Here is a 7206-nt window from a genome sequence, read left to right on the forward strand (position 1 = left end):
CGCAGGATCAACTCCTGCGGCCCCGCCTGGTGTGCGCGGATGTGTCCGCCAATCCGCGGCTGTCGTGGTCTGCCGCTACGCGATGGTCGCGGTGTAGGAGGCGACGTCCTCGTAGGAATCGGTCAGGTAGGCGTCGATGCCGATGGTCGTATTGACGAGGTCATCAAGGCTATCGAGCGTGCCCTTCGAGAAGGTGAATTCCTCGGTGGCGTTGGTACCGGGCATCAGGTGAGCCGAGAACCAGGGTTCCTTCATGGTGCCGTTGACGTTGGTCTTGCCGGAAGGAGCGTAGAAGGTCAGGTCCTTGTCGCTCTTGTTGGTGATGTTGACGACAAAGCCGATGTCGCCCCAGTCGTCCTTGAACTTCTCGGTGATGGTGATGGTGCACAGATCGTCATCGGCGACGGTGACGGCGGGGGAGATTTCGACGCTCTGGACATCGTCGTCTTCGACGGCCTCATCGATCTCCTCTTCCTTCTCGGCCGCCTCGCGATCCTTCTTCACCGTACCGGACAGGTCCTTGTCGGACTTGGTAAAGACAAGATTGCCATCATCTTCTTCGAGGATGAGTTTTCCGTCCTTGAGCTTCATGTCATGCGACTCGTCTTCGGCGGTGATGGTTACGGTGGTGGCGTCCTTTGCCTCCCATTTAAGGTCGACGACTTCAAGGAACAGGTCGAGGGCGCCTGTACCGTCCTCATCGAGAATCAGGATGCAGTGGACACCCCAATCCTCGAGCATCTTCATGTACTCATCGGTCAGCTCTTCGCCCTCCATGGTTCCACCCGAGAGTTCCCAGCTGCCGACGAAGTTGGCCTTGGGGTCCTTGCCGCCGCCGCTGCAGCCCGTCAGGGCAAAGGCAAGCGCCAGGACGCATGTCAGAAATGCGAGTACGGACTTTTTGAACGTTGTCTTCATGGTGTCCTCCTTCATCGAACGAAACCCATAGAAGCAAATGCGGGGGTGGCGGACCTCCCCGCCAATTACCAGATAAAGGGGTTAGGGCCGGGGCGTTCCGCAGTTGCTGCAGAACTTGCCGCCGTTTTCGCTGCCGCAGTTGGGGCAGAACCACTTGGCCGGTGCCGGGGCGGGCGCGGGACTGCCGCACTCGGAGCAGAACTTGCCGGTGTTGGTGGCGCCGCAGCTGCAGGTCCATGTGCCGGCCGCAGGTGCGGCGGCAGGAGCCGGGGCGGGTGCCGGAGCCGGCTGCGGGGCGGCCTGCTGCTGTGCCTGGCCGGCGGCGAACAGCTGGCTGGCATTCATGCCGCCCATGCCACCTGCCATGCCCATGCCCATAAAGCCTGCCATCGCGCCGTTGGGGTTGGCGGCTGCTGCGCGCATCGCATCGCTCTGGGCGCTGGCGATGTTGGCGGCTGCCATGGTGGGATCGCGCATGACCGCGGCCTTCTGCAGGTCCTTGATCATTTGCTCGTCCTCTTGCGAGGCGGCGATGGAGTTGACGCCAAAGCTCACGATCTCGACGCCGCGCAGGTCGCGCCAGTCGGCCGAGAGGACCTCGTTGAGCGCGCGGGCGAGCTCGGTGGTGTGGCCGGGGATGGCGCTGTAGCGGATACCCATCTCCGAGATCTTGGCAAAGGCGGGCTGCAGAGCGGTGAGCAGCTCGGACTTAAGCTGGCTGTCGATCTTATCGCGCGTGTAGCTATCGGTCACGTTGCCGCACACATTGGTGTAGAACAGCAGCGGGTTGGTGATACGGTACGAATACTCGCCGTTGCAGCGCACGGAGATGTCGACATCCAGGCCAATGTTGTTATCGACCACGCGGAAGGGCACGGGCGAGGCGGTGCCGTACTTGTTGCCGATGATCTCCTTGGTGTTGATGAAGTAGACACGCTGGTCCTTGCCCGCGTCGCCGCCAAAGGTAAAGCGGCTGCCGATATTGGCGAAGGTCTCCTTGATGGAATCGCCCAGGTTGCCGCTAAAGACGCTCGGCTCGCTGCCGGTATCGAAGACGAACTCACCGGGCTCCAGCGCGACTTCGATGATCTTGCCGTTTTGCACCACGAGCATGCCCTGGCCGTCGTTGACGGCGATGACCGAGCCGTTGGAGATGACGTTGTCCTCGCCGCGCGTGTTGGAGCTGCGGCCACCGGTACGTTTGCTGCCCTTGCAGGCCAAGACGTCGGCAGGCATCGATTCGCAGTAGATAAATTCCTTCCACTGGTCGGCCATGACGCCGCCGGCAGCTCCCAATCCAGCTTTCAAGAGTCCCATGGTGATCTTCCTTTCTCGTCAAAGGCTGGGTGGTATTGGTTGGATTGCTTAGTCGTCCTTGTCGTCTTTCATGACAACGGTGGTCTCGGTGTGGCTGAAGGTGTCGTGTTTCTCGGTTAGGTCGAGCTCGCCACAATACTCATCGGCACAGGTTGCTTCGTTGGCCGTCTTGAGCTGGCCTACCAGTAGCACGTCTCCGATAATCACGATGATCAGCGGCGCGATGATATTGATGAGGATGCCCTCGATATCAAAGGTGAGGTAATCCGGATCGAAGGCGTATTCCCCCATAAAGAGAATCTGGGAGAGGATAAATCCGATCACAAAGAACAGCACCGAGGCGATGGCGAGCTTGGGCTTGGAGCAGGGGAGCTCGCCGACCAAGCGGCCGGTCTGGCCGTTCATGGCAAACAGGTAGCTCTTGCCGTTCCACGAGGTGGAGAGCATCCAGACGGGGAACAGGGCGTAGTCGCTGTCTTCCCAGGTGTAGTCGAGCTGCTTGCTTTCGACCGTGGCATCGTCGTATTCGTCGACGACGGTCTCGCGCAGGGCCGAGATCGTGCTTTCTTCCATACGGCGCTCGGCACGTGCCTTGCAGGTCTCGCAGTCCTCGTCGTAACGGTTGGCGATGTAGCCGGGCATATATGCGACCGAGAACGGACGCAGTGCGTCGTAGTCAAACGGCTCGATGGCGTCCATGTGGCCGTCGGGCATCTTGGACGATCCGTCGACGGGCACGCGCTTAAACGAGATATTGCCCTTGCGATAGGCATCGTAGTGGTCGGTGGTCGTGACGGTGCGATCGGATTCCTCGGTCACGGTCTCGTTGGTCGCGTCAAAGTATACTTCGCCGTCAACGCGGGCGCCGTAGAGCCAAAACGGCACGTAGACACCTTGGACCTCGTCGATGTGGTTGCCGGTGACAAAGCTCTTGGGCAGCAGGATCTTGCCCTTGTAGTGCTCCTTGAGTGCGGTCATGACATCGTCGCGTCCGAGTTTAAACGGAATCACCAGGTCGGGCGAGAAGTCGCCAGAGAGCTGGCCGGGCGCCACGGCGGAGTTGCCGCAGTACGGGCAGGTGGTGACGGCGACGGTGCCATCGGACACGAGCTCGGCGCCGCACGACGAGCAGATGTAGCCGGCGTTTTGGGCGAGCTCCTGCACGGCATCGTCGGCAGCAGGTTTGGGAGCCGCGGCTGCGGCATCGGCTTTGGCATCTGCCTTGTCCTGGCGCTCGCGATAGAGGGCCTCGACTTCTTCGACTTCAAAACGAGAATCGCAGTAGTCGCAGACGAGCTTTTGCTCGGCACTGGCAAAATGCAAGGGGCCGCCACACGCGGGGCATTGATAGTTGACGCTCTCGAAGGCCATGATCGGTCCTTTCGCTGCCGGAGGCTATGCGCCGATGGCGCCGCCGCAGTATTCGCAGCGCCCACTGGCATCGGGAATGGTGGTGGCTCCGCAGAAGGGGCAGGTCACCGCGGTCTTGGGGGCCTTGGCGGCCACGACGCTGTCGCGCGTCTCCTGGCGCAGCTGCACCAGCGCATCGCGGACTTCGGTTGCCTGGCGCTTGGCCTCGCGATATTCGATGGAGCCGCGCTGATCGATGGTGGAGTCGTTCACGCGCAGGTTGATCTCGGTAAAGTACGGCGTGTTGACGTGGATGGTCAGATTAAAGTCGTAATCCAGGTCGTAGCGCGGCGGGTTGTAGCTCTCGCGCTCGCCGTCCTTGGTCTCGCGATAGATCTCGGTGCGCTGCTCGTCGATATCCATATCGCAGCCGAGTACCTGCGAGAACTCGATGATGTCGGGATTGGCGTCGCGCCAGCGGCTCTGCGAAGTGATGATCAGCAGGCCCGCGTCCTCATCGAGCATAATATTGGTGCGCCCGGCAGAAAGCGTGCGCGTGGGGTTGAACGAAGACAGGCGCTCGGCGTTGGCCTCGCGGTAGGCGAGTTGCTCACGGATATCGTCCGCGGTGCTGGAGCGATAGCCGTGAAAGTAGGGGGAGAGCTTGCCGGCGCACTCTTTGCACAGGTAGCCTTCGTTGATTTTTGTCTTACCTAGAAGTCCCAGCTCGGTACCGCAAATCGCGCACTCTTTCTTCTCGAACATCTTGTCAAAGAAGCCCATGGCTGCCTCCCATCAACAGGTAGCGTGTGTCACTTTTGATGATGGGGGAGTGTGCGATCCTTCGCGATACCCAGACGGCTCAAGGAGTCTCCACAACTGGGACACATGGCCCATTTTTGACTAGTCATTGGGGACGTTCTTAAACGACTAGTCGCGGGGGACACTCTTCGGCCACTCATTGGGGACGTACTTAAATGAGTGGTAGTTGGAGACACTCCTGGCCGAGCTAGAGATCGCGCGCGTTCCTTCTGGTCCATGCAGCTCAAAATCGCGGCGTGATGTGGACGGCTGGGGTCGAATTGGCAACATTTCGAGCCTGACTTTGATATCGAGATTGGTTCTTTATTAAAATGGAATTCCAGACAATTGAGCGGCCGGGGGTTAACCATGAGGGGCATGGGAGACACAACCGCATATCTGCGTCGGGGCATTCGGGAGATTATATGCCTGGCGCTGTTCTTCTTCACGTTTTTGGCGTGCGAGTATCTCTTTGATGTGCGCATAGCCGAGTTCGTGCCATCGAGTGAGGTCGTCATCTACGAGAGCATCGTTGTCGGCGCGAGCGTGATTGGCTTTTTCGTGCGCCCATTTCTGTACTATCGCCTTCCCCAGACGATCGATGCGACGAGCGATATTACAGGCGTGCTGTTGGTATCGGCGTTGCTGCTGATGATTACGGCAGTGCGGTTTGAGGTAGTAATTGCCGGCGGCCTGGTGGCGTGCTGCGCCCTGGGCTATTGCGGATCGACCGCCCATGCCAATCTTGCGCGGCGTTTTGCGCAGACGCCCTGCCTGGCGCGCGCCGCCGCACTTTCCTATGCCATGGGCGTTCTGGTACAGGTGATCAACCACATGGTGATGCCTGTCGGCATTCCTCAGCAGGCTGTTCTGGTCGTCTGTGCGATCGCGCAGGTGGCGTTGCTCCACGGTGCCCGACGCGCCAAGCTGCGCGACGAGTCCGACCCCAACTTTGAACCCAGTGCTGCCGGGCTTTCGGTAGATGCTCTGGAATATGGCGCCAAGTGGCAAGACGATCCCGAGGCAAAGGCGGCATTCCGTCGTGCCGTAGTTCGCCTGACCGTGGCGACGGCGTATCTTTCCAGCGTATTCGCCGCTCTCAACGCGGGCTTCACGACCCTGCATGCTGTCGGAGCCGTCGATTTGGGCGATTGGTCGCGCCTACTGCTTGTCGTGAGCTCGTTGGTCGCTGGCGCACTATTTGACCTGCACGGCCGCTCGTATATGAATATCGGCATGACATGTGCCGCCATACTGTCCACGCTTTCGTTCTTTGTGCTCATCGTCGATGGCAATGGCGGCAACGAGCTTGCTGCCACGATCATCTTTTATCTGGGCTCGGGCTTTTTCGTGGTGTTCTTTACCACAAAATATGCCGCCGTCTCGCTCTATGCGCGCTGGTCATATTTTTGGCCGTGCATGGGTCGCGTCGTCAACAACGTGTGCTCGATGCTCGTGACGGCGCCGGCGGTGGCGATCATCTCGAGTCAAAACGTGCTGGCTGCGGTCGGTGCGGCGCTCGTGATGTTTGTGGGCATTGCGATTACGCTGCTGGGGCAGTTGGGGCAACGAGCCGATGATGCCGTGATGCAGGATGGCCTGCCGCTTGCCACCGACGATCTTGGCGGGGATCTTGCGCCCACATGCTCCGACCCCGAGCCCGTGGAGGCAGCGGAGCTCACGTCCGATGAACGCCTCGATGCTTTCGTCGCCACCTTTGGGCTTACAGAGCGCGAGCGCGATATTCTTGAGGTATTGGTCGTTTCGGACCAGAGCGTTCAGGACATCGCCACAGCGCTCTTCCTTTCGCGCTCCACGCTCTATCGCCACATTTCCTCGATTAACAAAAAGACCGGCACCGCCTCGCGTGTGGCCCTTATCAACTTCTTCTGGTCCTGGACACCAAATGACTAGCGTATGAGTCGCCGCCCAGCCCCTTACTCTAACGGGGGATGTGGCCTCAAAGCGCGCCCGCATCGACGCTTCGCCTGCGCTAAACTGGAAGGCACGTACGCGATTACGAGAGGAGCCCGCATGGAGGCTTACAAGCAAGAGTTCATCAAGTTTATGGTTGAGTCCGACGTTCTTAAGTTCGGCAGCTTTACGCTCAAGAGCGGCCGTCAGTCCCCGTTCTTTATGAACGCCGGCGCTTACGTGACGGGCTATCAGCTCAAGAAGCTGGGCGAGTATTACGCCCAGGCCATCCACGATAACTTTGGCGACGACTTTGACGTCCTGTTTGGGCCGGCCTACAAGGGTATTCCGCTGGCCGTCGTGACCGCAATTGCCTACCACGAGCTGTACGGCAAGGAGGTCAAGTACTGCTGCGACCGCAAAGAGGCCAAGGACCACGGTGCCGATAAGGGCAACCTGCTGGGTTATGAGCCCAAGGACGGCGACCGCGTGGTCATGGTCGAGGACGTCACCACCAGCGGCAAGTCCATCGACGAGACCTATCCCAAGGTCAAGGCTGCTGCCGATGTCGAGATTAAGGGCCTGATCGTGTCCCTCAACCGCATGGAGGTCGGCAAGGGTGGCGTGACCACCGCGCAGAAGGAGATCGAGGCCAAGTACGGTTTCCCCGTCGCGAGCATCGTCTCCATGGCCGAGGTCGTCGAGACCCTCTACAACCACGAGATCGACGGCAAGGTCGTCATCGATGACGAGCTCAAGACCGCCATCGACGCCTACTACGAGCAGTACGGAGTTCGTTAGTTACGGCGTTTTACCAAACGCCGTAACTGCTCGACGCTGCGCGGGCCGCATTTGGACAATCTGACGTTCAACTTCAAGGGCGCGACCAGAAGGTCAGCGCCCTTT

6 protein-coding genes are annotated in these 7206 nt (G+C 59.9%); 2 read left to right on the plus strand and 4 right to left on the minus strand.

Annotated elements, in window-relative coordinates; translation table 11 throughout:
• Positions 1 to 75: 75 nt before the first annotated feature.
• The 4 genes from ABCP74_RS03590 to ABCP74_RS03605 form a co-directional block, all read right to left on the minus strand.
• A complete protein-coding gene (locus tag ABCP74_RS03590) occupies positions 76 to 918 on the minus strand; it encodes a hypothetical protein (protein ID WP_343000704.1) in 843 nt (280 codons plus the stop codon).
• Between the two features lie 81 nt (positions 919 to 999).
• On the minus strand, positions 1000 to 2235 hold the full coding sequence (locus ABCP74_RS03595) for an SPFH domain-containing protein (RefSeq protein ID WP_118385230.1): 1236 nt from the start codon (positions 2233 to 2235) through the stop codon (positions 1000 to 1002).
• Positions 2236 to 2283: 48 nt separating this feature from the next.
• Positions 2284 to 3606: a hypothetical protein gene (locus ABCP74_RS03600; RefSeq protein ID WP_343000703.1), complete on the minus strand. Its 1323-nt coding sequence runs from the start codon at positions 3604 to 3606 to the stop codon at positions 2284 to 2286.
• Positions 3607 to 3630: 24 nt separating this feature from the next.
• On the minus strand, positions 3631 to 4368 hold the full coding sequence (locus ABCP74_RS03605) for a DUF4428 domain-containing protein (RefSeq protein ID WP_055310636.1): 738 nt from the start codon (positions 4366 to 4368) through the stop codon (positions 3631 to 3633).
• A gap of 396 nt (positions 4369 to 4764) precedes the next feature.
• Between ABCP74_RS03605 and ABCP74_RS03610 the strand changes: the two genes are divergently transcribed.
• Positions 4765 to 6300 carry a helix-turn-helix transcriptional regulator gene (locus ABCP74_RS03610; protein WP_343000702.1) on the plus strand — a complete coding sequence of 512 codons (1536 nt, stop codon included), beginning with the start codon at positions 4765 to 4767 and terminating at the stop codon, positions 6298 to 6300.
• Between the two features lie 120 nt (positions 6301 to 6420).
• Positions 6421 to 7101 carry an orotate phosphoribosyltransferase gene (gene pyrE / locus ABCP74_RS03615; RefSeq protein ID WP_195919813.1) on the plus strand — a complete coding sequence of 227 codons (681 nt, stop codon included), beginning with the start codon at positions 6421 to 6423 and terminating at the stop codon, positions 7099 to 7101.
• The last annotated feature ends 105 nt before the right edge of the window (positions 7102 to 7206 follow it).

Origin of the sequence: Collinsella aerofaciens (assembly GCF_039062315.1) — a bacterium.
In the GTDB taxonomy this organism is placed as follows: domain Bacteria; phylum Actinomycetota; class Coriobacteriia; order Coriobacteriales; family Coriobacteriaceae; genus Collinsella; species Collinsella aerofaciens_BG.

Excerpts from the sequence above, each read along its gene's own strand:
- pyrE (WP_195919813.1), top strand. The coding sequence starts at position 6,421 with ATGGAGGCTTACAAGCAAGAGTTCATCAAGTTTATGGTTGAGTCCGAC.
- ABCP74_RS03605 (WP_055310636.1), bottom strand. The coding sequence starts at position 4,368 with ATGGGCTTCTTTGACAAGATGTTCGAGAAGAAAGAGTGCGCGATTTGC.
- ABCP74_RS03595 (WP_118385230.1), bottom strand. The coding sequence starts at position 2,235 with ATGGGACTCTTGAAAGCTGGATTGGGAGCTGCCGGCGGCGTCATGGCC.
- ABCP74_RS03600 (WP_343000703.1), bottom strand. The coding sequence starts at position 3,606 with ATGGCCTTCGAGAGCGTCAACTATCAATGCCCCGCGTGTGGCGGCCCC.
- ABCP74_RS03590 (WP_343000704.1), bottom strand. The coding sequence starts at position 918 with ATGAAGACAACGTTCAAAAAGTCCGTACTCGCATTTCTGACATGCGTC.
- ABCP74_RS03610 (WP_343000702.1), top strand. The coding sequence starts at position 4,765 with ATGGGAGACACAACCGCATATCTGCGTCGGGGCATTCGGGAGATTATA.